Annotated in this window: 28 protein-coding genes and 2 pseudogenes; 8 read left to right on the top strand and 22 right to left on the bottom strand. The window is 72.0% G+C overall.

Annotated features, from left to right (window positions below; genetic code table 11):
* Positions 1–37 precede the first annotated feature (37 nt).
* The 3 genes from MVA48_RS23190 to MVA48_RS23180 are packed head-to-tail and all read left to right on the top strand — an operon-like array spanning position 38 to position 2623.
* Positions 38–805: an SDR family NAD(P)-dependent oxidoreductase gene (locus tag MVA48_RS23190; RefSeq protein WP_246984249.1), complete on the top strand. Its 768-nt coding sequence runs from the start codon at positions 38–40 to the stop codon at positions 803–805.
* A gap of 11 nt (positions 806–816) precedes the next feature.
* On the top strand, positions 817–1581 hold the full coding sequence (locus MVA48_RS23185; protein ID WP_246984244.1) for a crotonase/enoyl-CoA hydratase family protein: 765 nt from the start codon (positions 817–819) through the stop codon (positions 1579–1581).
* 16 nt (positions 1582–1597) lie between these two features.
* Positions 1598–2623 carry an LLM class flavin-dependent oxidoreductase gene (locus MVA48_RS23180; protein WP_246984243.1) on the top strand — a complete coding sequence of 342 codons (1026 nt, stop codon included), beginning with the start codon at positions 1598–1600 and terminating at the stop codon, positions 2621–2623.
* Here MVA48_RS23180 and MVA48_RS23175 read toward each other — a convergent pair.
* Entirely contained in the window at positions 2608–2916 is a 309-nt protein-coding gene (locus tag MVA48_RS23175; protein ID WP_246984241.1) for a hypothetical protein, read from the bottom strand. The genes MVA48_RS23180 and MVA48_RS23175 overlap by 16 nt on opposite strands.
* A gap of 41 nt (positions 2917–2957) precedes the next feature.
* Positions 2958–3401: pseudogene (locus MVA48_RS24420) on the bottom strand (sugar phosphate isomerase/epimerase family protein); the annotation flags it as partial.
* Between the two features lie 188 nt (positions 3402–3589).
* Here MVA48_RS24420 and MVA48_RS23165 point away from each other — a divergent pair.
* Positions 3590–4336: a FadR/GntR family transcriptional regulator gene (locus tag MVA48_RS23165; RefSeq protein ID WP_246984236.1), complete on the top strand. Its 747-nt coding sequence runs from the start codon at positions 3590–3592 to the stop codon at positions 4334–4336.
* Positions 4337–4393: 57 nt separating this feature from the next.
* On the opposite strand, the gene MVA48_RS23160 is transcribed toward MVA48_RS23165, so the two are convergent.
* From MVA48_RS23160 to MVA48_RS23150, 3 genes are read right to left on the bottom strand one after another with little or no spacing between them, the layout of a single operon-like run.
* Positions 4394–4873 carry a MaoC family dehydratase gene (locus MVA48_RS23160; protein WP_246984234.1) on the bottom strand — a complete coding sequence of 160 codons (480 nt, stop codon included), beginning with the start codon at positions 4871–4873 and terminating at the stop codon, positions 4394–4396.
* Between the two features lie 31 nt (positions 4874–4904).
* Positions 4905–5798, bottom strand: coding sequence for an HpcH/HpaI aldolase/citrate lyase family protein (locus MVA48_RS23155; RefSeq protein WP_246984232.1), 894 nt, complete (start codon positions 5796–5798; stop codon positions 4905–4907).
* 4 nt (positions 5799–5802) lie between these two features.
* The gene (locus MVA48_RS23150; RefSeq protein ID WP_246984229.1) at positions 5803–6585 is read right to left on the bottom strand and encodes an enoyl-CoA hydratase/isomerase family protein; all 783 of its coding nucleotides are present in this window, start codon (positions 6583–6585) and stop codon (positions 5803–5805) included.
* A gap of 65 nt (positions 6586–6650) precedes the next feature.
* Between MVA48_RS23150 and MVA48_RS23145 the strand changes: the two genes are divergently transcribed.
* Complete coding sequence (locus MVA48_RS23145) at positions 6651–7496, top strand: amidohydrolase family protein (protein WP_246984227.1); 846 nt, start codon at positions 6651–6653, stop codon at positions 7494–7496.
* Here MVA48_RS23145 and MVA48_RS23140 read toward each other — a convergent pair.
* Together MVA48_RS23140 and MVA48_RS23135 are read right to left on the bottom strand one after the other, a co-directional pair.
* Positions 7493–8215 (bottom strand): FadR/GntR family transcriptional regulator, encoded by a 723-nt coding sequence (locus MVA48_RS23140; RefSeq protein ID WP_246984225.1) that lies wholly within the window; start codon positions 8213–8215, stop codon positions 7493–7495. The two genes, MVA48_RS23145 and MVA48_RS23140, sit on opposite strands and share 4 nt — an antisense overlap.
* A gap of 126 nt (positions 8216–8341) precedes the next feature.
* Entirely contained in the window at positions 8342–9502 is a 1161-nt protein-coding gene (locus MVA48_RS23135; RefSeq protein ID WP_246989356.1) for an acyl-CoA dehydrogenase family protein, read from the bottom strand.
* 340 nt (positions 9503–9842) lie between these two features.
* Here MVA48_RS23135 and MVA48_RS23130 point away from each other — a divergent pair, with 340 nt between their 5' ends.
* A complete protein-coding gene (locus MVA48_RS23130) occupies positions 9843–10574 on the top strand; it encodes a FadR/GntR family transcriptional regulator (protein ID WP_246984224.1) in 732 nt (243 codons plus the stop codon).
* A 64-nt stretch (positions 10575–10638) separates the two neighbouring features.
* On the opposite strand, the gene MVA48_RS23125 is transcribed toward MVA48_RS23130, so the two are convergent.
* From MVA48_RS23125 to MVA48_RS23090, 8 genes are all read right to left on the bottom strand, one after another.
* Positions 10639–11337, bottom strand: a complete 699-nt coding sequence (locus MVA48_RS23125; RefSeq protein WP_246984222.1) for an SDR family oxidoreductase — start codon at positions 11335–11337, stop codon at positions 10639–10641.
* 2 nt (positions 11338–11339) lie between these two features.
* On the bottom strand, positions 11340–12056 hold the full coding sequence (locus tag MVA48_RS23120) for an ABC transporter ATP-binding protein (protein ID WP_246984220.1): 717 nt from the start codon (positions 12054–12056) through the stop codon (positions 11340–11342).
* Complete coding sequence (locus tag MVA48_RS23115) at positions 12049–12873, bottom strand: ABC transporter ATP-binding protein (protein ID WP_246984218.1); 825 nt, start codon at positions 12871–12873, stop codon at positions 12049–12051. Before MVA48_RS23115 ends, MVA48_RS23120 begins: the two co-directional genes overlap by 8 nt.
* A complete protein-coding gene (locus tag MVA48_RS23110) occupies positions 12870–13856 on the bottom strand; it encodes a branched-chain amino acid ABC transporter permease (protein WP_246984210.1) in 987 nt (328 codons plus the stop codon). The genes MVA48_RS23115 and MVA48_RS23110 overlap by 4 nt, the downstream gene beginning before the upstream one ends.
* The gene (locus MVA48_RS23105; protein ID WP_246984208.1) at positions 13853–14722 is read right to left on the bottom strand and encodes a branched-chain amino acid ABC transporter permease; all 870 of its coding nucleotides are present in this window, start codon (positions 14720–14722) and stop codon (positions 13853–13855) included. Before MVA48_RS23105 ends, MVA48_RS23110 begins: the two co-directional genes overlap by 4 nt.
* Positions 14723–14853: 131 nt before the next feature.
* The gene (locus MVA48_RS23100; RefSeq protein ID WP_246984206.1) at positions 14854–16035 is read right to left on the bottom strand and encodes an ABC transporter substrate-binding protein; all 1182 of its coding nucleotides are present in this window, start codon (positions 16033–16035) and stop codon (positions 14854–14856) included.
* 120 nt (positions 16036–16155) lie between these two features.
* Positions 16156–17103, bottom strand: a complete 948-nt coding sequence (locus tag MVA48_RS23095; protein WP_246984204.1) for an alpha/beta hydrolase — start codon at positions 17101–17103, stop codon at positions 16156–16158.
* Complete coding sequence (locus MVA48_RS23090; RefSeq protein WP_246984202.1) at positions 17103–18335, bottom strand: cytochrome P450; 1233 nt, start codon at positions 18333–18335, stop codon at positions 17103–17105. The genes MVA48_RS23095 and MVA48_RS23090 overlap by 1 nt, the downstream gene beginning before the upstream one ends.
* Before the next feature lie 68 nt (positions 18336–18403).
* Between MVA48_RS23090 and MVA48_RS23085 the strand changes: the two genes are divergently transcribed.
* Together MVA48_RS23085 and MVA48_RS23080 are read left to right on the top strand one after the other, a co-directional pair.
* Positions 18404–19450: an LLM class flavin-dependent oxidoreductase gene (locus MVA48_RS23085; protein WP_246984200.1), complete on the top strand. Its 1047-nt coding sequence runs from the start codon at positions 18404–18406 to the stop codon at positions 19448–19450.
* Positions 19451–19464: 14 nt separating this feature from the next.
* Complete coding sequence (locus MVA48_RS23080; protein ID WP_246984198.1) at positions 19465–20709, top strand: cytochrome P450; 1245 nt, start codon at positions 19465–19467, stop codon at positions 20707–20709.
* A gap of 56 nt (positions 20710–20765) precedes the next feature.
* On the opposite strand, the gene MVA48_RS23075 is transcribed toward MVA48_RS23080, so the two are convergent.
* The 7 genes and pseudogenes from MVA48_RS23075 to MVA48_RS23050 all read right to left on the bottom strand — a co-directional run bounded on the left by MVA48_RS23075 (position 20766) and on the right by MVA48_RS23050 (position 26742).
* Entirely contained in the window at positions 20766–21926 is a 1161-nt protein-coding gene (locus MVA48_RS23075) for a CaiB/BaiF CoA transferase family protein (protein ID WP_246984196.1), read from the bottom strand.
* Positions 21919–23451: an AMP-binding protein gene (locus MVA48_RS23070; RefSeq protein WP_246984194.1), complete on the bottom strand. Its 1533-nt coding sequence runs from the start codon at positions 23449–23451 to the stop codon at positions 21919–21921. The genes MVA48_RS23075 and MVA48_RS23070 overlap by 8 nt, the downstream gene beginning before the upstream one ends.
* Positions 23448–24908 carry an aldehyde dehydrogenase family protein gene (locus tag MVA48_RS23065; protein ID WP_246984192.1) on the bottom strand — a complete coding sequence of 487 codons (1461 nt, stop codon included), beginning with the start codon at positions 24906–24908 and terminating at the stop codon, positions 23448–23450. Before MVA48_RS23065 ends, MVA48_RS23070 begins: the two co-directional genes overlap by 4 nt.
* A gap of 13 nt (positions 24909–24921) precedes the next feature.
* On the bottom strand, positions 24922–25221 hold the full coding sequence (locus MVA48_RS23060) for an AtuA-related protein (protein WP_246984190.1): 300 nt from the start codon (positions 25219–25221) through the stop codon (positions 24922–24924).
* Complete coding sequence (locus MVA48_RS23055) at positions 25218–26312, bottom strand: acyclic terpene utilization AtuA family protein (RefSeq protein ID WP_256461109.1); 1095 nt, start codon at positions 26310–26312, stop codon at positions 25218–25220. The genes MVA48_RS23060 and MVA48_RS23055 overlap by 4 nt, the downstream gene beginning before the upstream one ends.
* Before the next feature lie 53 nt (positions 26313–26365).
* A pseudogene (locus tag MVA48_RS24415) lies at positions 26366–26551 on the bottom strand (acyclic terpene utilization AtuA family protein); the annotation flags it as partial.
* Between the two features lie 2 nt (positions 26552–26553).
* On the bottom strand, positions 26554–26742 hold the full coding sequence (locus tag MVA48_RS23050) for a ferredoxin (RefSeq protein WP_246984188.1): 189 nt from the start codon (positions 26740–26742) through the stop codon (positions 26554–26556).
* Positions 26743–26828: the final 86 nt, after the last annotated feature.

Here is a 26828-nt window from a genome sequence, read left to right as displayed (position 1 = left end):
ACCGGCCTCTTCTGACCTGCACCTGGAAGGAACCCACGTGGACCTGACCGACAGCTCCGCCGTCGTCACCGGAGGCGCCTCCGGTCTCGGGCTGGCCACCGCCACCGCCCTGATCGAGCGCGGCGTCGCCGTCACGATCATCGACCTGCCGTCGTCGGCCGGCGAGGAGGTCGCGGCGAAGCTCGGCGAGCTGGCCAGCTTCTCCCCTGCCGACGTCCGCGACGCCGAGGCCGTCGACCGCGCCCTGGACGTCGCCACGCAGCGGGCGCCGTTGCGCGCCCTCGTCCACTGCGCCGGCCGCGGCGGGACGGTGCGGGTGGTCAACAAGGACGGTTCCCCCGGCGACTACGACCTGTACCGCGAGATCGTCGACATCAACCTGGCCGGCTCCTTCAACGTGCTGCGGCTGGCCGCTGCGCGCATGGCCGCCAACGAGCCCATCGACGGCGAGCGCGGTGCCTGCGTGCTCACCGCGTCGGTGGCCGCGTTCGAGGGCCAGATCGGGCAACTGCCCTACGCCTCGGCCAAGGCCGGCGTGGTCGGCCTGACCCTCGTCGCCGCCCGGGATCTGTCCCGGCAGCTCGTCCGCGTGTGCTCCATCGCCCCCGGCATCTTCGACACCCCGATCCTGGACCGGCACGGTGACGAGGTGAAGGCGGGTCTGGCCCGCCAGGTGCCCAACCCCGCCCGGCTCGGCCGGCCGGAGGAGTTCGCGTCCACCGCGCTGCACATCCTCGACAACTCCTACCTCAACGGCGAGACGATCCGCCTGGACGGCGCCGTGCGCATGGGCCCCCGCCCGTGAGCGGCCTGGCCGTGAGCGACAGCGTTCTCACCGACGTCGTCGAGGGCGTCCTGGTCGTCACCATCAACCGGCCCGAGGCCCGCAACGCGATCAACACCGAGACCGCCGTCGCGATCGGCGAAGCGATGGACCGCCTCGACGAGGACCGCTCCCTGGTCGCCGGCGTGATCACCGGGGCCGGCGGCACCTTCTGCGCCGGCATGGACCTCAAGGCGTTCCTGGCCGGAGAGCGCCCCTCGATCCCGGGCCGCGGTTTCGCGGGCATCGTCGAGGGCCCGCCGGTGAAGCCGATCATCGCCGCGCTCGAGGGCTACGCGATCGCCGGCGGGTTCGAGATCGCCCTGGCCTGCGACATGCTCGTCGCCGCCGAGGACGCCAAGTTCGGCCTGCCCGAGGTGAAGCGCAGCCTGGTCGCCGCCGGCGGCGGACTGCTGCGCCTCCCCCAGCGGATCCCGTACCACGTGGCGATGGAGTGGGCGCTCACCGGCGAGCTCGTCGCGGCGACCCGCGGCTACGAGGTGGGGCTGGTCAACCGGCTGACGCCGAAGGGCGGCGCGCTCGACGAGGCGTTGGGCATGGCCACGGCCATCGCGGCGAACGGCCCGCTGGCCGTCGCGGCGAGCAAGCGGATCCTGATCGAGTCCCCGGAGTGGCCCGCCGCCGAGCGGTTCGACCGGCAGCGCGAGATCAGCGAACCGGTGCGCTCGTCGGAGGATGCTCGCGAGGGGGCCACCGCCTTCAAGGAGAAGCGCGCGCCGCGCTGGCAGGGTCGCTGAGGCCTCGGACCGGTCCGTGGACGTCGGCGTACTGCTGAGCGACCTCCCCAGGGCGTGGGGGCCGAAGCGCCAGTTCACCGAACTGCTGCGCCAGGTCGAGGCCGCGCAACGGAACGGCTTCCGCTACCTCTGCCTCGGTCAGCACTTCCTGTACGGCGACTACACCTGCCTGCAGCCGGTGCCGGTGCTCGCCCGCCTCGCCGCCGAGGTGGACCCCGACGTCCGGCTGGTGACGACCGTGCTCATGTCGCCGGTCTACCACCCGGTGCTGCTGGCCGAGGAGCTCGCCAGCCTCGACGTGATGACCGAGGGCCGCCTGGTCGTGGGCATCGGACTGGGCTACCGGCCCGAGGAGTTCGACCACCTCGGCGTGCCATGGGGTGAGCGCGTGCAGCGGTTCGAGGAGGGCCTCGAGCTGATGAAGGCGCTCTGGACGCAGGACACGGTCACCTTCTCCGGCCGCTTCTGGCAGTTGGACGGCGCACAGCCGCACATCCGGCCCTGGCAGGAGCCGCACCCGCCGGTCTGGGTGGGCGGGCACGCACCCAGGGCCGTGCGCCGCGCCGGCCGGGTCGCCGACAAGTGGATCGTGCCGCCGGCGGTCGACCTGGCCGACGTCGGGCCGCTGCTGGACGCGTTCGCGGCGGAGCAGGCGTCCCGGGGCATCAGGCCGAACCCCCAACCGCTCCGGCGCAACGTGTTCCTCGGCGCCGACCGGGCGGACGCGCTGGCGAGGTTCGAGCAGGCGTCGGCGAAGCGGTACCTGCACTACGCGCAGAACGCGCACGAGACGTGGACGCCGGACGAGGTGGAGCGCAACTTCGCCGAGTTCGTCGGCGCGCACGTGCTCGCGGGCTCGGCGGACGACGTGCTGGCCCAGATCCGGCGGATCGCCACCACGCTGCCGGTGGACCCGCTCGTCCTCCGCGCCGGCTGGCCGGACATGGACCCCGAGTGGTTCCTCTCCTACCTCGACGAGCTCGGCCGGGACCTCGTGCCGGGCATCGCGGCCATCGAGTCGTCGGCTCAGCCGGGGAAGTAGACCGCCGCGGCGCGGAAGCAGGCCTCGGCGACCTCCTCGGGTGGCCGCTCGGCCAGCTCGGCGGAGAGCACCTCGGTGCCGAGCGGACCGGAGTACCCGACGTTCCGCAGCACGGCGGCGACCGCGGCGAGGTCGACGGCCCCCTCCCCCGGGAGAAGGCGGCCCTGCCGGCTCTCCGCCGCGAGGTCCCCACCGGGCAGGGACGCCGCGTCGGCCACCTGCACGCCGGCGATCTCGTGCGCGCCCAGCCCGGCGAGGTCACCCGCGGAGCCCCGCTGCGCGCCAGGTGCCACGTGTCCACCAGCAGGCCGCAGCGCTCGGTGCCCACCCGCTCGCACACCTCCCGCGCCTCGGCCAGGGTCCGGACGGCGGTGTACGGCACGAACTCCAGCGCGAGCCGGACGCCGGCGGCCCCGAACGTGTCGGCGACGCGGGCGATCCGGTCGTACACCGCGGGCGACGGCGGCACCGACAGCACCAACGCGCACGACGGGACGCCGAGGGCCGCGCACCGCCGGGCCATCGACCGGGCCACCGGGTCGTCAGCGCGCTCGTCGGTGCCGAGCCCGTACGCGGACAGATCGGTGAGGGCGAGCCCGAGGTCGCGGGCCCGCTCGCCGATGGCGGCGGCGTCGGTGCCGGCCCGTTCGGCGGCGCGCAGGCTGAACCAGTCCACGCCGACGCCGCGGAAGCCGGCCTGCGCGGCCGCGGCGAGCACGCGGTCCAGGGGGTACTGCACCGTCGCCGACCCGTCGGGTCGCAGAGCGACCGTGGCCATGGTCGCGAAGCTGAGCATGCTCAGCCGGCCACGTGGACGGCCGGCCGGCGCGCCGCCCTCGTGGCAGAAGCCATGCGTCCGCTCCGCTCTCCCACCGAGTGGGCACCGCACGCACGAGGAACTGGTGCTGTGACGATGTTCATCTTTAACATGGATGGGATCACAGATCTGCGCGAAGGGAGCGCCCCGTGAGTGCATCTGCCCCGCGGCCGCAGAAGGCGGCGATGCTCGTCGCCCAGCGGATCGTGCGGGACGCCCTGCGCGACAACCTGCGCCCCGGCGACCTGCTCACGCCGGAGCGGGCGATGCTGGAGAAGTACCAGACCGGTCGGGGGACGCTGCGCGAGGCGCTGCGCCTCCTGGAGGTCCAGGGCGTCATCTCCCTCAAGCCCGGACCCCGCGGCGGCCCGGTGTTCCGGACGCCGGACGGATCCCACCTGGCCAGCACGTTCGTGCTGCTGATGCAGCTGCAGGGCGCGCCGTACCGGACGATCGTCGAGGTCCGGACCGCACTGGAGCCGATGATCAGCAGCCTGGCGGCGCAGCGGATGAGCGAGCAGTGCCTCGACGAGCTCAACGAGACCGTCGACCGGATGCACCGGTACATCGACGAGCAGGACCCGTTCTTCGAGGCCAACCGGCAGTTCCACGACATCATCGCGCGCGCGTCGGGCAACGCCCTGTTCGCGTACATGGTCGATTCGCTGCTCGGCATCATGGACGGCACCGCCCTGGGAGTCGCCTACCCGAGCGTCCACCGGGCCGCGATCGTGCGGTCCCACGAGGAGATCTTCGAGGCGCTCAAGTCCCGCGACGCCTCGGCGTCGGCCGCCCGCATGCGCGAGCACATCGAGGCCTACGAGCGCTACGCCGAGCGGAAGTACCCGCACGTCATGGACGCCACGATCCCCTGGGACCACAACTTCCTCGGCTGACCGGACAGCACTCCCCCGGCGCGGCCGCAGGGCGCCACCGGCGTGCACGCCCGGCCGTCAGGAGGCGGTGGCGGCGTGCTCGTCGGCCGGCTTGCGCATCATCATGCCGGTGCGGTGGCACAGGTGGATCAGCTCGTCGCGCTGGTTGTAGCCGCGGTGCTCGAACCACACGATGCCGGCGTCCGTGCGGCTCTTCGACTCGCGCTTCTTCAGGATGGTCGACTCGGCGCGGATCGTGTCGCCGTGGAAGACCGGAGCCGGGAAGGTCATCTTCTCGTAGCCCAGGTTGCCGATCGTCGTCTTGTAGGTCAGCTCCGGCACGATCATGCCGCCGACCAGCGCCGCGATGTACAGGCTGTTGAACAGCCGCTGCCCCTGGGGCAGGTTCGCCTTCGAGTACTCCTCGTCGAGGTGGATCGGCGCCACGTTCATGGTGCACGAGGTGAACAGCACGTTGTCCATCTCGGTGACGGTCCGGGTGAACGCGTGCTTGATCTCCATGCCATCTTCGAACTCTTCGAAGTACAGGCCGCGCATGAGGGTGTCCTCTCCTGGGTCGGAACGGGGGTCAGATGCCGCCGTGCAGCGCGGCGAGGGCGTCCACCCGGGCGAGCCACGCGGTCGCCTTGTCGGCGTGCGCCTTGTCGATGTGGATGTCGCCGTACATGACGGCTCCGAGGCCCGCGGCCTCGGCGTCCTCGTAGGCCTTGAGCAGGCCGCGGTAGAAATCAACGTCCTCGGCGGCGGGCGTGTAGACGCGGTTGACCACCGGCACGTGCGTGGGGTGCAGCACGACCTGCCCCCGGAAGCCCATCTTGCGGCTGTCGACCGTGAACTTCTCCAGGCCGTCGAGGTCGCGGATGCGCTCCCAGAGCGCGGTGAGCGGGTGCACCCCGGCGGCGCGGGCGGCGAGCAGGATGCGGGTGCGGTGGTAGCGGGTCTCGGTGCCCTCGGGCGACCACTCGTACCCGACGGCGATGGCGATGTCGGCGTGCTCCGCGGTCGGGCCGATCAGCGCGCCCACCCGGGGCGAGGCCAGGGCGATCTCCTCGCAGTGCTGGATGCCCTGGATGGTCTCCATCGGCAGGATGTACTCGATGCCGGAGGCGCCGTTGCGCCGCTCGAAGTGCTCGACGAGGGCGTCGTACTTGGCCACCTCGGTCGCCGAGCCCACCTTGGGGGCGAAGACGCCGGTCAGCCCGGGGACGACGACGGCCTCGAGGTCGGCGCCCGTCTCGCCGGTGTCCAGCGCGTTGGGGCGCACGAACAGGCCGACCTTCGGGTACTGCTCGGCGATGCGGCCGATGGCGTCGCGGATGGCCTCGCGGGCGGACTCCTTCTCCGCGGGCGGGACCGAGTCCTCGAGGTCGAGGCAGAGGCAGTCCGCTCCGGCGGCGATGGCCTTGTCGTACCAGGACGGCTTGTTGCCCGGGACGGAGATGACGGTGCGGTAGGGCTTCATGGCGTCAGACGTCCTCGGTCAGCCGGAACTGGGGCTTGCGCTTCTCCAGGAACGCGGTGGCGCCCTCGACCATGTCGTCGCTGCCGACGGCCTGCACCAGCATCCCGAGACCGTTGGTGAACGAGTCGCGGGACTGGTTCCACCAGATGTTCGAGCTCACCTTCGCGATCTCCAGGTAGCGCGGGCTCTTCTCGTGCAGCTCGTCGATCCAGCGCTGCACCTCGGCCTCGAGCTCGTCGTCCTCGACGACGGCGTTGACCAGGCCGAGCTCCAGTGCCTGCTCCGCGGTGTAGCGCCGGCACAGGAAGCTGAGCTCCTTGGCGCGCTTCTCGCCGATCTGCACCGACATGACGTTCGTGGCGCCGGTGACCGGCGCGCTGCCCACCTTCGGGCCGGTCTGGCCGAACGTGGCGGAGCGGGCGGCGATGGCCAGGTCGCAGGCGACGACGAGTTCGTTGCCGCCGCCGGCCGCCGCACCGTTGACCGCCGCGATGACGGGGCGGGGGCAGAGCCGGATGGCGTCGAACAGGCGCAGCGAGGCGCGGTAGAGCACCCGCATCTGCCCCGTGGTCGGCGTGCTCATCGTCGAGAGGGAGCCGCCCGCGCAGAAGCTGCGGTCGACCCCGGTGATGACGACGGTCCGCACGCCGTTGGCCGACTCGAGGGCATCGGAGATGCGGTCGGCCATCGCCTGGTCGTAGGCGTTGCGCCGCTCCGGGGCGTTCAGCCGGATCCAGCGGGTGTCGTTCCTGTCCTCGACCTGCACTCGGTCCGCGGCATCACTCACAGATCTATATTGATGGTAGTCATGGATTGCCGTCAAGCGACGATCCGCGACCGGGGAGGCCATCGGTGAGGACGGGGACCGGCGTCGTCGACGCCCACGTGCACGTCTGGGACCTGGACGCGCACGACCACGGCTGGATGCGGCCGGACGCGCCGATCCGGCGGAACTTCGGCCTGGCCGACCTGCGCACGGCGCTGGCCGGCACGCCGGTCGAGCGGGTCGTCCTCGTCCAGGTGGTCAACGACGCGGACGAGACACGGGTCTTCCTGGAGCATGCGCGCGACGACGATCTCGTGGCCGGCGTCGTCGGGTGGATCGACCTGGCGCGCCCCGACGCGCACGGGGCGCTGAGCGAGCTCGCGCACGACCCCGCTCTGGTGGGCATCCGTCACCAGGCCCTCGCCGAGGCCGACCCGGCCGGGTGGCTGCGGTCGGCGGAGGTGCGGCGGGGCCTGACGGCGCTCGAGGCGCGGGGGCTGCCGTTCGACCTGATGATCCGCCCGGAACACTTCCCCGCGGCGCTCGACACCGTGCGGCAGCATCCCTCCCTCCGGTTCGTGCTCGACCACCTCGGCAAGGCACCGATCGCGTCGGCGCAGGTCGAGCCGTGGGCCACGGGCCTGCGGGCGCTGGCCGCCGAGCCGAACGTCTGGTGCAAGCTGTCCGGCGTCCACACGATCGCCCCGCCGAACTGGGTCTACGCCGACCTCGCGCCGTTCGTCGAGGTGGCGCTGGAGGCGTTCACCCCGCATCGCGTGGTGTTCGGGTCGGACTGGCCGGTCTGCCTGCAGGCGGCGACCTACGCCGAGGTGTGGGCGGCGGTGACCACGGCGTGCGCTCCGCTGTCGTCCGCGGAACGCGCCGCCGTCCTCGGCCGCACCGCGCTCGAGCTCTACGGGTCGAGGAGCTAGCTCCAGTCGACCAGGTCGTCCATGCGGGCGGGATAGCGCGCCTCGCAGAACTCCTTGTAGCGGTCCATGTGCTCCCGCATCAGGCGTTCGGCCCGTCGCGCGTCACGCTTTTCGATCGCCCGGGCGATCTGCGCGTGGTCGCGCAGCACGTCGTCCCGCTGGTCCGGTGGGTAGAGCACGCGCGTCACGCGGACCGACCAGATCGCGTAGATCGCGTCGGCCGCGAGGGCGAGGACCGGGTTGCCGGACGCGAGCCCGACGGCGCTGTGGAACCCGCCGGTCGCCCCCACGTACTCCTGGTCGTCGCCGGGCTGGGAGGGCGGGGTGCCCATCGCGGCGCGCATGATCTGCGCGGCCTCGTCGCCCGCGCGCTCGGCCGCCATGCGGGCGAGGACGGCCTCGTACTCCACTCGGGCCTCGAGCAGCTGCCGGTAGGTGGTCCCGAGCGCCTGGAGGTGCAGCGTCATCATCTGCCCGAAGCTGGCGGGGTCCCGGGGGGCGACGACCGGGCCGCCCCGCGGCCCCGGCTTGAGCACGACGAGACCGTTCACCTCGAGGATGCGCAACGCCTCCCGGAGGGAGCCGCGCCCCACACCGAAGCGTTCGAGCATCGCGCTCTCGGGAGGGAGGGTCGCCCCGGGCTCCAGGTTGTTGCGGCGGATCTCCTGGACGATCTCGCGCGCGACGGATTCCGCCACCTTCTCGGTGCGCTGCGCCACCGGGCAACCTCCCGATCAGTGCGGGTGGCTGCGGTGCCTCGCCGCGAACGAGCCTGGACGGCGCCGATGATAGGCACCTTTCGGCCGGTTGCCCCGCCGGACACCCGGCGGGGCAACCCGATCGGGTCAGTACGACCGGGGCAGGCCCATGACCTTCTCGGCCAGGTAGGCCAGTACGAGCTCGTTCGAGATGGGCGCGATCCGCTGGACCCGCGACTCACGCCAGTACCGCTCGACGTGGTACTCGCTGGTGTACCCGTAGCCACCGTGGACCTGCATGGCGCGGTCGCAGGCCTCGAAGGCCCAGCTCGACGCCAGGTACTTGGCCTCGTTCGCCTCCTTGCCGCACGGGATGCCGTTGTCGTACATCCAGGCGGCCTTGCGGATGAGCAGTTCGACCGCGTCGAGCTTGGCCAGCGAGTCGGCCAGCGGGAACTGGATGCCCTGGTTCATCCCGATCGGCCGGCCGAACACCTCGCGCTGCTTGACGTACTCGGTCGCCCGGCGCAGCGCGGCCCGCCCCATGCCGAGACAGCCGCCCGCGACGATGATCCGCTCGGCGTTGAGGCCGGCGAGCAGGTACTTGAAGCCCTTGCCCTCCTCGCCGATCCGGTCCTCCTCGGGGATGAAGAGGTCGTCGATGAACAGCATGTTCGTCGAGACGGCGTTGCGGCCGACCTTCGGGATCGGCTGCACCTTGATGTGGTCCCGGTTCATCTCGGTGAAGAACAGGGTCATGCCGTCGGTCGGCTTGGCGCCGGCATCGCGGGGCGCCGTCCGGGTGATCAGCAGCAGCCGCTCGGCCTGCTCGGCGCGGGAGATGAACACCTTGCGCCCGTTGACCTTGTAGCCACCGGGGACCTTCTCGGCGAAGGTGGTGATGTTCGTCGTCTCGGTGCCGGCGTCGGGCTCGGTCACGCCGAAGGACACCTGGAGCTTGCCCTCGGCGGCCCGCGGGAGGAAGCGGCGCTTCTGCTCCTCGCTGCCGTACTTGACGAGCGGCTCGAGGCCGAAGAGCCCCACCTGGACGGTGGTGCCGGCGTTCAGCGCCCCGCCGCTGCCGGTGACCTCCTCCAGCAGGAGCGCCGCCTCCTGGACCCCGGCTCCACCCCCGCCGTACTCCTCCGGGATGCAGATGCCGATCCAGCCGGCCTCGGCCATCGCGTCGTGAAAGTCCCACGCGAACTCGTGGTCCATGTCGTGACGCATCCAGTACTCGTCCGTGTACGGCGCCATGACCTTGCGGAGCGACGTCCGGATCTCCCGTTCGTCCTCGGCACTCAGCATGTCGACCACGGGAGCTCCCCTCGCCGGTTTCTAATAATGGTGATCAGGGTAAGCGCTCGACGCGGTGTCTGCAAAGGGTTCGGGCCACCCGGTCTCGCACAACCGCTCTGCGGCGAGCGGCGGACCCCGGCGGGCCGGCGCGCGGGCGTGCACCCGCCGTGACCGTCCACGTGCACACCGGCACATCGGCACTACCGGTTCTCGGTGATGACACGTATAATCATGCCAATGGATATACCCCTGTCCGCAGCAGAGCGCGGCAGGATCGTCCGGCAGGACATGGGCGATGGTCGAGCAGGCGGCCGGGATCTCCCCGAACCGAGGCCGAAGTGAGCCCAGAGTGACCAACTCGATCCGCCCCCAGAAGATGGCGCTGATCGTCGCGCAGCGCATCGTGCGTGACATCGAGCGCGAGGGGCTGGGACCCGGCGAGAAGCTGCCGCCCGAGCGCGTCATGATGGAGACCTACGAGGCCGGCCGCGGCACGTTGCGCGAGTCGCTGCGTTTCCTGGAGCTCCAGGGAGTGCTGTCCTTCAAGCCCGGCCCCGGTGGCGGCCCCGTCATCGAGAAGCCGACCGCCGACAACCTGGCGACCACGCTCACGCTCCTCCTGCAGTTCGACGGCGCGAAGTACCAGGTGATCGCCGAGGCGCGGGAGGCCTTCGAGCCCGTCATGGCCCAGCAGGCCGCGAGCCGGATCACTCCGGAGCACCTGGCGGAGCTGGAGCTGTCGGTCACCGACATGGCCGAGGGCATCGACGACGTCGAGGTCTACCTCGACACCAACCGCCGCTTCCACAACGTGATCGCCTGGGCTTCGGGGAACGCGCTGTTCGGCCACCTGGTCGAAGTCATGGTGGGCGCCATGGACATCAGCGGTGCCGTGCACGGCATCCAGTACCCGATCAAGCGGCGCCAGGCCGTCCTCAAGGCGCACCAGGAGATCTTCGAGGCCATCCGGAGCGCCGACCCGGAGCGGGCGGAGAAGAGCATGCGCACGCACATCGACGAGTACCTGCTCTACGCCTCGCGCAAGTACCCCGACGCACTGGACAAGCCCATCCGCTGGTGACGGGCACGTCCCGGGCCCGACGGATGTCGGGGCCCGGGACGGCGACCTGCGCGGGGTGGACGGCTCAGAGGAGCTGACGCCGGGGCCGCACCACCACCGTGCTGAGGTCGACGTCCGACGGGCACTCCAGCACGTACTGCACGGCGGCGGCGATCTCCCCGGGCCCGATGCGTACCTCCGGGACTCCGGCCGGGTAGAAGCCGGTGTCCACCACGCCCGGCGAGACCAGCGAGACGCCCACGCCGACCGGGGCGAAGAGCATCCGCAGGTTCTCCGCGAGGCCCGTGGCGGCCCACTTCGTGGCCCCGTACAGGTTGCCCGGCGAGTTCTTGTGGCCGGCCACGCTGCCGATGATCACGATCCGGCCGCCGGAGGCCTCGAGGTGCGTGGCCGCCGCCCGGGCCAGGTAGGCCGGACCGAGCACGTTGGTCGCCACCATGTCAGGCCACAGCGACACGTCGGAGGTGCGGACGTCGCCGGGCACCGTGTAGCCGGCATTGGCGACGACCCCGTCGATCCGCCCGTACCGGTCGGCGCACAGCTCGACCACGCGCTCGTTGGCCTCCCAGCTCCCCGCGTCGGCCACGGTGACCGTGAGCCGCTCCCCCGCGTCGGCCTCCTCGGCGAGGGCGGCGAGGCGCTGCTCCGTGCGCCCGGTGGCGACCACCGAGTACCCGGCGCCGAGCAGGCTGCGGGTGATGGCCGCGCCGATGCCCGAGCCGGCCCCTGTGACCACGTAGCCGCGGCGGACGTCCTCCGCCACGGTCACTCCGCCAGAGCGGCTTCGCCGAGGAACGCGCGGAGCACCGACGCGTGGCTGCGGGCCTCCTTGGCCGGACCGGAGTAGACGACCTCGCCACGGGTGACGGCGACGACCTGGTCCGCGACGTCGAGGCCGGCCTCGGCGTTCTGCTCGACCATGAGGATGCCGATGCCGGCGTCGGCCATCGCGCGCACCCGCTCCAGGATCCGGTCGACGACGACCGGCGCCAGACCCATGGACGGCTCGTCGAGGAGCATGACCTTCGGCTGCGACATCAGCGCCCGCCCGAACGCGAGCATCTGCTGCTCACCGCCGCTGAGCAGCGCCGCGGCACCCTCGCTGCGCTCCCGCAGGATGGGGAACATCTCGTACACCCGGGCCAGGGTCTCGTCGAAGTCGGACTTGGCCGCGGTGTACCCGCCCAGCCGCAGGTTCTCCGCGACCGACAGCGGCCCGAACATCCGCCGGCCCTCGGGCACCAGGGCGACACCCCGGCGCACGATCGCGTGCGGGGCCAGGCCGGTGATGTCGGCGCCGTCCAGGGTGACCGTGCCGCCGGCCGGCGGCTCCAGGCCGGCGACCGCCTTGAGCGTGGTGGTCTTGCCGGCCCCGTTCGGCCCGAGGACGAGGGTGATCTTCCCGGGCTCCACCGAGAGGGAGACCCCCCGAACCGCCTCGACGTGGGCGTAGTTGACGTGCAGGTCGCGGATCTCAAGCATGCTCGCGGAACTTCCTTCCGAGGTAGGCCTCCTGCACCAGGGGGTTCTGCACGACCTCGCGCGGTTCTCCCTCGGCGATGACCTGCCCGGTGTTCATCGCGAACACGTAGTCGCAGGTGTCGATCATCATCTGCACGTCGTGCTCGACCAGGAGCTGGCAGAGGTCACCGCGGGACCGCATGCTCTTCAGCAGCGCCGAGATCTCCGCCCGCTCCGCCTGGTTCATGCCGGCGGTCGGCTCGTCCAGGAGCAGGAGTCGCGGTTGCATGGCCATGGCCCGCGCGATCTCCACCCGCCGTTGCGTGCCGTAGGACAGCTCCGTCGGGTAGTAGGACTCGAAGCCCTCGAGTCCGGTCCGGGCGATGGCCTCGGCCACCTCCGGAGAGGTCGTGCCGCGGCCGGCGAGCGCCTTGATCCGTGCGCTCAGACCTCCAGCAGGGCCGCCGCCGCGCGCGTCGGCGCCGAGCTGGATGTTGGCCTGCACATCCAGATCGGGCAGCAGCCGGACGGTCTGGAAGGTGCGGGCGACGCCCAGGTGCACGAGCTTGTCCGGCCGCACACCGGTGTAGTCCTGCCCGTCGAAGAGCAGTTCGCCCCGCGTCAGCTGCGTCAGCCGGGTGATGGCACCGATGAGCGTCGTCTTGCCCGATCCGTTCGGCCCGATGATGCCGTAGATGAGACCCGGCTCGAGCTTGAGCGTGACGCCGTCGACGGCCTTGACACCACCGAAGTGCACCGCGACGTCGCGCAGCTCCAGGACAGGGTTGCCGGAGCTCGACGCCGTCGCGGCCGTGCTCCCGGTTGGTTGGACGGTCATGCCTTCCCCCTCAGGAGCGACGTGGACGAGGACCCGCCGGCCGGCGGGGTGGCCTGTCCGGACGTCGGACCGGTCATCAGCGGCTCGAGGTCCGGCTCCGGTTCGCTCTCCGCCGGCGGTGGCGTGGCCGGCTTGCGCCGGCGACGCTGGATCGCCCGCGTGAGGTCCACGAAGACGCCGTGGATGCCACGGGGCAGCAGCACGGCGGCGATGGCCACGATGAAGCCGTAGATCAGGTGCTGCCACGTGCCCACGAAGGCCAGCCACGTCGGCATCCAGGTGAAGATGACCGCACCGATGACGGCGCCCTTCCAGGACATGGCGCCCCCGACGATGATCATCGTCAGCGCCAGGACGATCAGGTGGAACCCGATGTCGAGCGGGCCGATCGTGGTCCGGACCATCACGTTCATGGCACCGGCGAGGCCGCCGAGGGCACCGCTCACGACGAACGCGGTGAGCCGGTACCGGCGCACGTTGATGCCGACGGACGCCGCCAGCTGCTGGTCGTCGCGCACCGCGTGCACCCGGCGGCCGACCTTGCCGTGCTCGCTCAGGACGACCAGGCCGAGGGCGATGAGGGTCAGCGTGAACATCATCGGCATCGTGAAGTCCGACAGCACGCCGTAGAGGCCGGTCGACGATCCGGTGAACGTGCCGCCGTTGATCGCGATGACCGTGATGATCAGGTCGAAGGCGACGGTCGCCATGGCCAGGTACAGGCCGGCCAGCCGGGCGATGAGCAGGCCCAGCAGGAGCCCGATCACCGAGGTGGCGACCACCGCCAGGAGGATGGCCTGCAGCGAGCCCAGCTGCAGGTGGATGGTCAGCAGCGCCGCGGTGTAGGCGCCGAGGCCGTAGGAGCCGACCCCGGCGAAGGAGAAGACGCCCATGCGCAGGGGGACCTGCACCGACAGGGCCATGAGCAGGCCCGTCATCGTCGCCTGGATGAGGACCAGGTTGCCGAAGTACCAGGAGCTCATGCCCGTCGAACCTCCTTGCGGCCGAACACGCCGGACGGCCGGGCCAGCAGAACCAGGAAGATGAGGCCGAAGGCCACCGCGTCGGTCCAGGAGCCGCTGGTGTTCAGCAGGACCCAGGTCTCGACGCCCGCGAGGGCGAAGGCACCGAAGGCGACGCCCGCCATCGACCCGACGCCGCCGAGGATGACGATGGCGAACGCCTTGATGAGCAGCACGTCGCCGCTCTCGGGCACGATCGCGCCGATCGTGTAGGTGAAGAGCACCCCGGCCAGGCCCGCCATGCCGCCGGCGACCGCCATGGTCACCAGGGCGAGCTGCCGCCGGTTGATGCCCATCAGGCTGGCGACCTCGGAGTCGACGCCGATCGCGCGGAGCGCCAGGCCGTGCTTGGACCGGCGGAACCACAGCGCGGTCACGGCCCAGAGGGCGATCCCGACGATGATCGTGATCACCGCGATGTTGGTGATCCGGACGTCACCGAACTGCCAGACGTTGACGTCGAAGGTGGACCGCGACAGGCCGAACGGGTTGCTCTTGGTCTCGTGCTGCGCGATCGCCAGCGGGATGGTGGCGATGCCGATCCCGCCGATGAGGATCTGCATCTCCGCCGACCGCTTGGTCCGCGCTCGTTTGAGGATCTGCTCGAAGGCCAGCACCTGGATGATCAGCGAGAGCAGCCCGCCGACCAGGACCGAGAGGAGCACGACGGCGATGATCGGCAGCTCGACGTAGTCGAGCACCAGGTAAGCCGTGAAGGCCGCGAACATGAAGATCGCCCCATGGGCGAAGTTCAGGATGTCGATCGTGCCCCAGGTGAGGCTCAGCCCCAGGGCGAAGAGCAGATAGATCGAGCCGAGGCTGATCACGCTCAGTAGTTCTTGCAACTGTCCGCTCCGCTCTGGATGGGATCGGGAGTGGCGAGGCGGTGGGCCGCGATGGGATGTGCGGCCCACCGCCTCGGTTCAGCGTGGCAGGTGGCTTCCTCCGGGAAGGAGGGTCAGCTCCCGTCGGCGTAGTAGAGCAGCTTGCCCTCGGTGCCGGTCCACTCGACGGCGGCGCCGGGCACCTGGATCGTGTTGTCCTCGAAGCTCAGGCCCTCGCCGAGCGCACCGGTCCACGGCTGGGACGAGATGGTGCCCATGGCCTCGACGATCGCGGCCCGATCTGCCGAGCCGGCCTCCTTGATCGCACGGGCCAGGAACCAAGCGGCGTCGTAACCCTCGGCCGCGTAGTTCAGGGGCGTCTCGCCGTACTCCTCCTCGTAGGCCTCGACGAAGGCCTGCGTGGACTCGATGTCCTGGGCCGGGTGGAAGTCGGTCGCCCAGACCATGCCGGCGCCGTCCTCACCGGCCGGCGACAGGTTGCCCGCGCTGGCGCCGAGGTTGCCGAGCACCGGCCCGTCGTACCCGGCCTGCCGCAACTGCGTCATGGCCGTCGGGTTGGAGGCACCCACCAGGAGCAGCGACACCACGTCCGGGTCCGCCGCGAGGATCTGCCGGATCGCCGGGGTGTAGTCCTGGGTGGTCAGCTGGGCGTTCACCGAGGCGACCACCTCGAGGCCGAGCCCCTCCAGCGACTTGGTGGCGACCTCCTCGAGGGTGGGCGTGGAGGCGTACACCACGCCCACGGTCTCCCAGCCGTTCTCGTCGACGTAGTCCTGCAGGACCGGGTAGTACGAGCTCATCAGCGGCGTCATCCGGTACGTCGCGTCACCGACGATGACGCCCTCGCTGCCGGCCTGCGTGTAGATGATCGGCAGACCGGCCTGCTGGGCCAGCGGCGACTGCGCGACGGCCTCCTGGCTGGACACCGAGCCGTAGACGGCGGAGACGCTCTGGTTCGCGATCGCCGTGCTCAACTCGCTCGCGGCGGTCGGGATCTGACCTCGGGTGTCCTTGTACTCCACCTCGATCGTGGTGTTGTCCCCGAGGAATCCCTGCTCGTTGATCTCCTTGATCGCGAGCTTGAACCCGTCCTCCGCGGAGAGCCCGGCGAACGCGGCAGGGCCCGTCTGAGGCTGAATGCTGACGAAGTTGATGACCTCGGGGAGGTCGCCGCCCTCGGAGCCGCCGCCACCCCCGCCCGAGGTGCTACCGCCATCGCCACCGCAGGCCGACACCAGCATCAAGCCGGCTGCCGCCACGGCGACCCCGGCTCGGCGTGAACGCGAGATCCTCATCCCAACCTCTCCTAGCTATGACAATCATGCGCATCATCGGCATGTGTGACGGTCACCATAGGGGGCGTCCCAGGCGATGTCCATAGCCCGCCCCGGATCCGGCACGGTCGTTACCAAAGGTCAATCGCGCAACAGTCGATCGGCCGCTTCGTCACGGTCCCGGACGAAACGCCGACTCACTCCGGCCTCAGGTGCGAAGAGGTCGAAACCGTGCACGGCACCGGGGTAGACGTGCAGCTCGGTGGGCACGCCGGCCTCGTAGAGGCGGGCGGCGTAGCCGATGTCCTCGTCGCGGAACAGGTCGAGCTCCGCGGTGGCGATCCACGTCGGCGGCAGGCGGGAGACATCGGCCGCCCGCGCCGGTGCGGCGTACGCCGGCACGTCGTCGGCCGTGAGCCCGCCCAGGTAGGCCGCCCAGCCGATGCGGTTGCTCACGTGGTTCCACACGCGGTGGTCGGTGACGGTGCGGCTGGAGACGGTGAGCTCCCGGTCGTCGAGCATCGGGTAGATCAGCAGCTGACCGGCGAGGCCGTACTCGCCGCGGTCGCGGGCCAGGAGGGCCAGCCCCGCGGCCACTCCCCCACCGGAACTCGCACCGCCGACGACCACCCGTCCGGGGTCGCCGTCGACCCCCGGGATCCCCGCCGCGACCGCGGCCAGGACGGCGTAGCAGTCGTGCAACGCCGCCGGGTACGGGTGCTCGGGGGCCCGTCGCCAGTCGACCGCGAGCGCCACGCAGCCGGTGCGGGCGACCAGCCGGTCGAGCAACGGGTCGTCCTGGTCGGCCGAGCCCAGCACGTGACCACCGCCGTGCACCCAGAGCAGGACCGCACCCGTCGACCGGGCGGTCGGTCGGTGCACCCGGACGCGCACGGGCGGATCACCGGCGAACCCCGGCACCATGACGTCCGCGGTGTGCACGCGCCCGCTGGGCGTCCACCGCGCCCGGCCCGCGGCGGCGAGTCGTTCGCGCTCCACACGGGCCCGCGGGATGTCGGCCAGGTCGAGCGAGGGGACGGCGTCGAGGACCGCCGCCACCTCGGGATCGAGGCGGCCGGGCAGACCCATCAGGGTGGTCCCAGGCGGGGGCCCGGGGTGAACGTGGCGGGGATGCGCTGGAAGCCGGCGTTGACCCCCTGGTGCGCGTAGGTCTGCAGCCCGTCGAGATCGACGACGTAGTCCGGCATCCTCCGGATGATCTCGCCGATCAGCTGGCGGGCGATGGCGCGTCCGACGTGCGCACCGGCGCATCGGTGGATCCCCATGCCGAAGGCCGTGTGCCGGTTGGGCCACCGGGTGAGGACGACGTCGTCGGGGTCCTCGAACTGGGCGGGGTCGCGGTTGGCCGAGCTCCAGGCCAGGAGTGCCCGGTCGCCCTTCTTCATCGGACAGCCGCGGAACTCCGTGTCACGGGTGACGGTGCGGGCCAGCGCCTGGGTCGGGGAGAAGACGCGGAGGAACTCCTCGACCGCGCGGGTGAGCAGCTCGGGCTCCTCGACGAGCTGCCGGCGCTGCCCCGGGTGCCGGCTGAGATGGACCAGCGTCTGGCTCACCAGCGACGCCGTCGTCCCCACCCCGCCGGAGATGAGCAGTTCGACCATCGAGTACGCGGCGTCGTCGGTGATGGGTGCACCGTCGACGTCCTGGGCGAGCAGGTAGCTGATCAGGTCGTCGGACGGCCGTGCGCGGCGCGCCGTGATCGCGGCGGTGATCTGCTCCTCCATCCAGGGGATGTCCACCTCGACGGCGTGCGTGTGCGCGGGGCTCCCGGGCGAGTCGGCCAGCACCGAGTGCAGCGCCCGGGAGTAGCGGCGCCAGTCGTCGACGTCGAGGCCCAGCCAGTCCAGGGTCACGACCGCGGGTACGCCGATGACGCTCGCGAAGTCGCAGGAGCCCGCCTCGATGACCTGGTCGATGAACCACGTCGTCCAGCGCTCGATCATCGGCTGCAGTTCGGCGACCGCGGCCGGGGACGTGACGGGGTTGAGGATCTTGCGGTAGCTGCGATGCTCGGGCAGGTCCAGCTCGACCGGGATGTGCAGCCGCACCGGCGCCTTGGGGATGGTGTTGGCCAGCCCCTCGCCGCCGTAGGAGCTTCGACCGGAGCTGAAGGTGGCATCGTCCCGGGCGGCCTCGAAGACCGCGTCGTAGTCCGAGAGCACCCAGAAGCCGCCGTGGGCGTCGGTCCAGGCGACGGGGGCCTCGGCGCGCAGCCGGGCGTACGAGGCCACCGGGTCGGCCGAGTGCTCGGGCGAGTTGTGGTCGAAGGCGACCACCGGGCAGGTTCGCGGTTGGCTCATCCGGCTTCCTCCCTGGAATCAATGCATATGATAGGGAAGGACTCCGTCTTTCGACCAGGAAGGTCGACATGCAGATCGGCGTGATCCTCGGTGACGTGCACGGCAGCGTCTCGCCCCGCGAGCACCTCGACGCGCTGCTGCGCCAGGTGGAGGCCGTGCAGCGCAATGGGCTGACCTACATCACCATCGGCCACCACTACCTCTACGGCGACTACCGGTGGCTCCAGCCGATCCCCACGCTGGCGCGCATCGCGGCGGAGCTCGACGACCACGTCACCCTGGGCACCGCCGTCGTCCAGGTACCGCTGTTCCACCCGATCGCCCTGGCCGAGGACCTCGCCACCCTCGACATCATGAGCCGCGGCCGGCTCGTGGTCGGGGCAGGCGCCGGCTACCGGGAAGACGAGTTCACGGCGCTCGGTGTCGACTACTCCCAGCGCTTCGCCATGTTCGACGAAGCCCTGCAGATCATGAAGATGCTCTGGACGCAGGACGTCGTGAGCTACGAGGGCCGGTTCTGGTCCTTCCAGGACGGGCACACCCACATCCCGCCGTGGCAGGACCCGCACCCGCCGATCTGGATCGGCGCGATGAAGGACGCGGGCGTGCGGCGGTCGGCGCGGCTGGGCGACGGCTGGCCGGTGACGCCCGAGACCAAGGTGCCCGAGATGGTCCGGCTCATGTCCGTCTACGAGGACGAGCGCGAGCGGCTCGGCCGGCCCCAGGTCAGGCACCCGCTGCGCCGCGAGATCATCCCCGCGGCGACCCGGGACGCGGCGTTCGACCGGTTCGAGGCGATGGCCAAGGAGCGGCTGCTCGCCTACGCCGCCCGCCAGCTGGCCACGCGGGACGCCGGTGAGCTGAGCCGGGAGTTCCGCGCGGTCGCCGCGAAGGAGACCTTCATCGGCACGCCCGACGAGTGCATCGAGCAGATCCGCGCGCTCGCGCAGATCGTGCCCATCGACCCGATCCTGGTCCGCGCGCAGTGGCCGCACATGTCCAGCGACCAGGTCGTCGCCTACCTGGACGACCTGGGCCGCGACATCGTCCCCGCCGTCCGGGAGATCCGCTCCGTCGACCGGGTCGTGCGGGACCCGGCCGCGCAGACCGTCTGAACTCGGGGGCTCGCGTGACCACTCGAGACGCCGCCGCCTGGGACGCCAGCGTCCGGGGGCAGGTGACCTGGATCCGGAGCCACGCCGAGGCGCTGGAGATCCTGCTCTCGCACGACTTCGGGGCCTCCCTGCACGAGGGGCGCAGCCGGCCGGTCGTCGGCAACTCCTTGCTCACGCTGGTGGGCCCGGCCCACAACGAGCGCCGGCGGAGCGAGATCGTGATGTTCTCCCGCCGGTCGCTGATGGAGTACGAGTTCGGTCTGGTGATGCCGGCCGTGCAGGAGTCCCTCGACGAGGCGGTGGCGTCGCCGGACGGCGAGATCGACCTGCTGACCGTCACGCACAACGCGCTCCTCCGGGTCAGCGCGCGCATCGTGGGCCTCGACGGGGTCGACAGCCTCGACGCCGTCCTGCGGCTCAAGGAGCTGGCCGGGCCGCTCGGTGAGGGCGCGTCGGTGGAGTGGGCGGCCGACCCGGACGCCGTCGTCCGCACCGCGCTCGCGGCGAAGCAGGAGTTCGCGGCGCGGTTCTGGGAGCCGGCCCGCCGGCGACGCGATGACCTGGTGGCCCGGTACCGGGCCGGGGAACTCACCGAGGACGAGCTGCCCGAGGACCTGCTCACCATCCTGCTGAAGAAGTACGACTCGTGGGACGACGACGACCTCCTGCGCGAGTGCATCTTCTTCCTGATCGCGTCGGCGAGCACGACGACGCACAGCGCGCCGCACACGCTGCTCGAGCTGACCCGCTGGCTCGAGGAGCACCCGGAAGACGTCGAGAAGACCACGGACCTGGGTTTCCTGCAGCGGGCGGTCAGCGAGGCCCTGCGGGTGCACCCACCGGTGCCGGCCCTGCTCCGGCTGGCGTTGGAGGACAAGGTGCTCTCCACGGGCCGTCGCATCGCGGCGGGTGAAGCGCTGGCGCTGGACCTCAACGCCGCCAACCGCGACGAGGACGCCTTCGGTGCCGACGCCGACCGGTTCGACCCGCACCGCACCGTGGGCGGGCGCAGCCACCCCTACGGGCTGTCCTTCGGCTCGGGTCCGCACACGTGCCCGGGGCGGCTGGTGGCGCTGGGCGGCGGCGCCGTCGGCAAGGTCGACCGCGACGACGTGAACATCGGCGTCCTCACCCGGATCATGGCCGAGCTGTTCCGCCGGGACGTGCGGCTCGTCCCGGACCGCCCCCCGGTGAAGCGCACCGACACCGCCGCCGACCGCTTCGCCTCGTTCCCGGTCACCGTCGGCGTCCACCAGTAGCCACAACCGCGGTTCCGGCTCCGCTGAGAGGGGGCCGGAACCGCGGTTTCGGCTCCCTAGGGCTGGGCCACGACGCCGGCGGCGAGCAACTCGGCCACCGCGGCGTCGTCGTAGCCGTGCTCGGCGAGGATCGCGCGGGTGTGCTGCCCTGGCGTCACCGCCGGCGCCGGCACCGGCGTCCCGCTCCGGCTGAACCGCGGGGCGACGGCGGGCTGGGGGAACGGGCTCCCGTCGAGCGGCGCGTAGGAGGACCGGGCCAGCGCGTGCGGGTGGCGCTGCGCCTCGTCGAGGTCGAGCACCGGGGTGACGCAGGCGTCGACGCCCTCGAACGCCTCGGCCCACTCGTCGCGGCTGCGCGTGGCGAAGGCGGCGGTGAGCGCGTCGCGCAGCGCCGGCCAGCGGCCGCGGTCCTTGTGGCTGCCCTCGAGCGCCGGGTCCGCCCCGAGCCCGAGGACGTCGAGCATCGTGCGGAAGAACCGCTCCTCGATCGCGCCGACGGCGACCCAGCGGCCGTCGGCGCAGGTGTAGACGTCGTAGTAGGGACAGCCGGTGTCGAGCAGGTTGTCGCCGCGCCGGTCCGACCACTTGCCGCGGGCGCGCAACCCGTGGATCAGCGCCATGAGGGTCGAGGTGCTGTCGAAGACGTTGGCGTCGACGACCTGGCCCCGGCCCGACGTGCGTGCCTCGAGCAGCGCGCAGACGATGCCGAACGCCATGGCCGACGCGCCCCCGCCGAAGTCGCCGACCAGGTTCAGCGGCGGCACCGGCCGCTCCCCCGCCCGCCCCATCGCGTGCAGCGCACCGGTCAGCGAGATGTAGTTGACGTCGTGGCCGGCCGCGGTGGCGAGGGGACCGTCCTGGCCCCAGCCGGTCAGCCGGCCGTAGACCAGTCGCGCGTTGCGCGCCAGGCAGGCGTCCGGGCCCAGGCCCAGCCGCTCGACCACCCCGGGCCGGAAGCTCTCCAGCAGGACGTCGGCCCGCTCGACCAGGCCCAGCACGAGCTCGCGCCCCCGATCCTGCTTGAGGTCGACCGCCACCGACCGGCGGCCACGCTCGAGCACCGGGTTCGGCGTGTAGTCGGCCGACAGCGGTCCAGCCCGGTCCACCCGCAACACCGAGGCCCCCATGTCGGCCAGCAGCATCGCGCAGTACGGCCCGGGGCCGATCCCGGCCAGCTCGACGACGGTGACGCCGGCGAGCGGGCCCGGCTCAACCATCGGCCGACTCCGCGGCCAGCAGCGACCGCAGCTCCGCCTTGGCCACCTTGTCCAGCGTCGAGCGCGGCAGCGCTGCCACGATCCGCACCTCCCGCGGCCGCTTGACCGGGGTCAGCAGGTCGGCGCAGCTGCGCTCCAGGGCGTCGGCGGTGACCTCGGCGCCGGGCCGCGGGAGGACGAACGCCACCGGCACCTCGCCCAGCATGGGATCGGGCCGGCCCACGACCGCGGCCTCCTGCACGCCGGGCACGGCGAGCAGCGCCCGCTCGATCTCCGGGGCGCCGACGTTCTCGCCGCCGACCTTGAGCACGTCCTTGTCCCGCTCGACGAAGCTCAGCGTGCCGTCGTCCTCCAGCCGCGCCCGGTCGCCGGTGACCAGCCACCCGTCGGGCGTGAACGCTCGGGCGGTCGCCTCCGGGTCGTGCAGGTACTCGAGGAACAGCGAGACCCCGCGCCGTCCGCGCACGTGCAGCGCCCCGGTGGCGCCGGGCTCGACCGGCGCGCCGTCGTCGTCGAGCACCGCCACCTCGTACTCCGGGGCCGGCCGGCCCATCGAGCCGGGCCGGTCGCGGTGCAGCAGGCCCCCGACGACGGGGTGCGAGACCGTCTCGGTCATGCCGAACCAGCCGACGACCGGGACGCCGCCGGTGACGGGTGCCGGGTCGAGGCAGGAGCTGCTCCCCCAGCCGCGGTATGCGTGGGCGTCCGGCACCTCCCGGTCGGCCAGCGCTCGCAGGCAGAACGAGACCACCGACGTCCAGGTCGCCCGGTGGCGCACCGAGACGTCCCAGAACCGGGAGGCCGAGAACTTGGGCATGAGGACGACCTCGCCGCCCGACCACAGGCTGGAGAGGAACGAGTACGACAGCCCGTTGGTGTGGAACAGCGGCAGGTGCAGCAGGTTCACGTCGGCCGGCCCGAGCCCCTGGTGCGCCGTGCCGACCTGCCCGGCCCACAGGCAGTTGGCCTGGGTCCAGACGACGCCCTTGGGGCGCGCGGTCGTGCCCGACGTGTACTGGATCGACGCCGGTGCGTCCGCGGCGACGAGGCGGCCGCCCTGGTCCGGCTCGGTGTCCAGCAGGGTGGCCACGGCGTCGTCCCCGCTGCTCCCGCTGACCGCGAGGAACCGCAGGTCGGGCATGGCCGTCCCGACGTCGTCGGCACGGTCGGCGGACGCCACCGCCGCGATCGAGCCGCTGTGGCCGAGCGCGTAGCGCAGCTCGTCGACCGAGCTGCCCGGGTTGAGGCACACCGCGACGGCGCCCATGCTGGTCGCCGCCGTCCAGGCCAGCAGGAAGTCGGGATGGTTGGTCAGGACCAGGGCGACCGGGTCGCCGGGGCGCACGCCGCGGGCGCGGAAGGCGGTGGCGAGAGCGGCCACGTCGCGGGCGAACTCCGCCCGGGTCCACGTGGCGGAGGGCTGGTCGAACGGCGCCCAGGTGAGGAAGCGCCGGTCGGGAGCGACCGTGGCCCAGCGCCGCACCAGCCAGCCGACGTCCCGGGTCGGCGCGACCGGCACCGTCATGCGGGCCACTGGAGGTGCTTGACGGTGAAGAACTCGCCGAAGCCGTCCTCGCCCATGTCCATGCCGACGCCGGACTGCTTGGCCCCCGCCCAGGGGACGTCGGGCCGCGACCCGCCGCCGCCGTTGACCGCGACCGTGCCGGTGACCAGCCGCCCGGCCACCGCACGCGCGTCGTCCGGGTCGCCCCAGACGAGGGCGTTGAGCCCGTACCGGCTGTTGTTGGCGATCGCGACCGCCTCGTCGACGGTGTCGTAGACGAACACGACCGCCACCGGCGCGAACAGCTCGTCCTGGGCGATCTCGTCGTCGGGGTGCACGTCGCCGATGAGCATCGGCGGGAGGAAGAAGCCGTCACCCTCCGGCGGGGTGCCGGCGGCGAGCACCGTCGCGCCCTTCTCCAGCGCCCGGTCGACGTAGCCGCGCACGCGGTCCCGGTGCTGCGCGGTGATGAGCGGCCCGACCTCGATGCGCTCGTCGAACGGGTCGCCGACGGGCAGCCCGTCGATCACCCGGCGGGCGCGGTCGAGGAACGCCTCGGCGTCGTCGCGGTGCACGAGGATGCGGGTGGTCGCGCCGCACCCCTGGCCGGCGTTGCGGCAGAACCGCAGGATCGACGGCGTCACGGCACGGTCGAGGTCGGCCCCGGGCAGGATCACCGTCGGCGACTTGCCGCCGAGTTCGAGCACGACCTTCTTGGCGGTCGGGGCGGCGGCGGTCATGACGGCCGCGCCGATCTCGTTGGAACCGGTGAACGTCACCATGTCGACGTCGGGGTGGGAGCACAGTCGCTCGGCCACCCGCGGGTCGCCGGGGACGAGGTTGAGGACACCCGACGGCAGGCCGGCCTCCTCGGCCAGCCGCAGGAAGGCCACCGAGCAGAGGGTGCCGCGCGGCGAGGGCAGCAGGACGACGGAGCAGCCCGCGGCCAGGGCCGGTGCGACCTTCCAGGCGATCATGTTGACCGGGTAGTTGTACGGCGTGATCGCGGTGACCACGCCGATCGGCTCGCGCAGCAGCACGCTCTCCGACGCCAGCGGTCCGCGCTGCGGGGGCAGGCGCTCCTCGTAGCCGCCCCGGGGGCCCCGCTCGGCCATGTCGGCGGCCCAGCGGAAGACCGCGACCGGCGCCGCGGTCTGCAGCGTGCGGGCGAGGCTGATCGGCGAGCCCACCTCGGCGACGACGAGCCGGGCGAGCTGCTCGTGCTCCCGCTCGAGCAGGTCGGCGATCCGGCGCAGGACGGCGGCCCGCTCGGCCGGCGACCGGCGACGCCACTCCCCCGCGTCGAACGTGCGGCGTGCCGCGGCCACCGCGGCGTCCGCCTGCTCCATGCCGGCCAGCCGCCAGGTGGCCAGCTCGCGGCCGGTGCCGGGCTCGACGGAGGTGAACCCGTCACCGTCGCCGGGCGCCCACGCGCCGTCGACGTAGCAGGTGCGCTCGGCCAGGGTCGGGTCGATCACGCTCGGCACCTGCTCACAGATCGATGTCCAGGACGAGGGACTGGAAGGACTTGCCGTGCGGGTCGACGCGCAGCGTCATGGAGACACCGCCGCCGAGCGCGCGGTCGAGCACGAAGTTGAGCCCGTGCACGTTGGGCAGCTCGTACCGGACGACGTCACCCTGGACCAGCCCGGCGAAGTGCGCGCGGACGACGTCGGCGGTGAGCCGCTCGGCCAGCACCGGGTAGTCGGCGGGGTCGTAGGCGAAGACGCAGATGTTGCTGACGTCGCCCTTGTCCCCCGACCGGCTGTAGGCGATCTCGCGCAGCTTCACGCCGCGATCACCTCGGTCTCCAGCTCCACCAGCTCGCGCGGGACGTAGGCCGGCGTGACCCCGAGCGCCGGCACCACGGACCAGGTGTTGCCGCCGCCGCCGGCCGGGCCGAAATAGAGGAGCTCGACCTCGTGGGCCACGGCCCGGGCGGCTTCCTCGGTGCGGGTGCGGGCCGCGACGCGCAGCCGCACCTCGGTCGGCGTCGGCCCGGCGAGGCGGTCGCCGAACAGCGACGTCATGCCCATCAGGTCGAAGCGGACGTCGTCGATCTCCCCGGCCCAGCGCTCCAGGCGACGGCGGACGATCTCCTCGGCGCGACGCGCCCGGTCCACGCAGCCCGGCCCGCCGTAGGACATCTCTCCGGTGGCCCGGAATCCCTGGTCGACGCCGACGAGCACCTTGAGGTGACTGGGCCACTCCCGGCCGCGGGCGCCGGAGAGGCGGACGCGGTCCCCTCCCAGGTCCTCGACGCGGATGTCGGAGAAGTCGGCGGTGACGTCCGGCGTGAGGTAGGCGGTGGGGTCGTGGATCTCGTAGTACAGCTGGGTCTTCATCGTCCGCTCGTCCACCGCGCCGCCCGTGCCGGCCAGCTTGGTGATGACGGCGGACCCGTCCTCCACCTCGGCGAGCGGGAAGCCGAGGTCGTGGGGGTCGGGCACGACGCGGTACGGCGGGTCCTCGAAGTTGCCGCCCGTGGAGTGCACCCCGCACTCGAGCAGATGGCCGACCATGGTCGCGTGCGCGACGCGGTCCCAGTCGTCGAGCTCCCAGCCGAGCTCGTGGCAGATCGGGCCGACGAACAGCGACGGGTCGGCCAGCCGGCCGCCGAGGACGATCTGGGCGTCGTCGCGCAGGCAGTCGACGACCGGTCCGGCGCCGATGTAGGCGTTGGCCGAGACCACCCGGTCACCGAGTGCGCCGACGGTGGTCCCGAGCTCGGGGAGCTCGCAGTCGAGGTCGCGCACCAGCGCCCGTACGTCGTCCCCACGGATGACGCCGATCCGGACCCCGCGCAGGCCGATCGCGTGCAGGCCCTTGGCGAAGTCCTCGTAGGCGGCGTCGGGGTTGGCCGCGCCGAAGTTGCCGACCACTTTGCGGCCGCCGAGAGGTAGTTCGAGAGGAGCGGGACGAGCGCAGCGATGCGCTGGTCCTGGCCGGCGGCCGGATCGCGGCGACGGCGGACCTGGGCCAGTGCCATCGTGCGCTCGGCCAGGCAGTCGAAGCCCAGGTAGCCGACCCGGCCGCTGTCGGCCATGGCCGCGGCCGGCGCGAGCTGGTCGTCCGCGTAGGCCGAGCCGGCCCCGATCGCCAGCACGCGACCCGGGGTCATGGTCAGTAGACCTCGATGGCCAGCTCCGGGCAGCTGTCAGCAGCCAGCTGCGCGTCCTCCTCGCGACCGGGAGGCACGTTCTCGTCCTTCACGTAGGCGTTGCCGTCTTCTTCGCGGGCGAAGAAGAGGTCCGGCGCGCTCAGCCGGCACAGGCCGTGTCCCTGGCACTGCTCGTTCACCTTGACCCGCACGACGTCTCCTGTTCCACACCTCAGCGCGCTGCGCACACTGTCGCCACGCGGGTGCCCGGCATTGACACCCGACGGATCGAATATAA

The sequence above is a fragment of the Blastococcus sp. PRF04-17 genome (genome assembly GCF_023016265.1).
Lineage (GTDB): Bacteria > Actinomycetota > Actinomycetes > Mycobacteriales > Geodermatophilaceae > Blastococcus_B.
This window is presented reverse-complemented; position numbering and strand designations above follow the sequence as displayed.